At 63.5% G+C, this 1,153-nt stretch carries 2 protein-coding genes; both read right to left on the bottom strand.

The annotated features are described in order from the left end of the window. Window positions 1-215: transposase (locus ACWFR4_RS49100; protein WP_453658525.1), on the bottom strand; the 215-nt coding region annotated here is incomplete at its 3' end. Between the two features lie 514 nt (window positions 216-729). Continuing rightward, on the bottom strand, window positions 730-1,153 hold a 424-nt coding region (locus ACWFR4_RS49095), incomplete at its 5' end, for a hypothetical protein (RefSeq protein ID WP_453658523.1).

The following is a 1,153-nucleotide window of genomic DNA, read 5'->3' as shown; positions in this document are numbered from 1 at the left end:
GCTCTGAAGCGTCTCGCGTTTGAACGTCGCGTTGAAGGACTCGGCAAGCGCGTTGTCCGCGCTGGAGGCCGGCTCGCGCCAGCTGCCCGCACCCAATTCCGCAAGGTCTCGGGGTTGATTCCCAGATCGGCAGCGACCTGCCGGATCGTCGCCTCGGGCCGCGACTGGTACAGCGCGACCGCGTCCGCCTTGAACTGCGGCGGATAGTTCTTCATGACCACGAGATGTCCGTCCTCAGATCCTCAGGATCTAGTGTCTCGTGTGTCCAGGATCAAGGGTCAAGGCCCAACTCCACGTAGCCCGCCCCATGAAACAGCCCAACGACCAACGGCCACATAGGACACCGTCTTTAAGCGTGCGGGGCCCGGTACGTAGTGTCTGGCTTCATGCAGCCCAGTAGACCGACCGTCAGCGAAGCCCTGTATCCCCCACGCGCTCACCGACGCCAACCGGGCCACCGTCACCGCTTCCGGTCCCTGTGACCCCGCCCCGAGCACTGTTCGGCTCCGGTGGCGGGCCCAAGCGCAGACCGTGACACTGACCAGATGGATCTTGCTACGTGAAGGGCTGCGCAGCGCAGCGAGCTGTGCCCGCCGTGGAGTGCGGTCGACCACCGCGCAGAACCCGACGTGAGGACCGTTGATCCGTCGAGCCCGTGTCGTTCGGGAACAGCCCCCAAGCTGCAGTCGTCCCCCAGGGTTCTCCTTCCTGTGAGTGCCCGCCGTTGGATCAGTCCGGGATTTCCCAGACGGTGACTTCGAGCCGAATGGTTCCCGCAGTCGGAGCTGCGACAGCACGCAGATAGGCCGTGCGCCCATCGCGGGAAATCGCGCAGTAGCGGGCTCCCCTCGTCAGAGGCAAGGTATATGCGCCGTTCGCCTGCACCGCCGCAACGCATTCGGCCTCACTCGGATCAGAACCTGAAGGAGGCAGAGGGGCAAGTCTGGGCTCACCATTGAGGGTGTCGAGCGAGGTCCTGTCGCCGTAGAAACCCACGTCTGTGCCCCCGGTCAGTGTGGCGATGAGAATCGGCGGTTTCGAATCCAGGTCAATATTCTCGTCGCCAGGGAAATCAAAGATTTTAGGTCCAAATCTCACTTTTGGGGGCGACTCCTTCGTGCCGCCACTGTTGGACGGCACGGTTGGAGACGAG

Source organism: Streptomyces sp. NPDC055140, assembly GCF_053607285.1.
The sequence above is the reverse complement of the archived record's forward strand: the minus strand, read 5'-3'. Positions and strand labels throughout refer to the sequence as shown.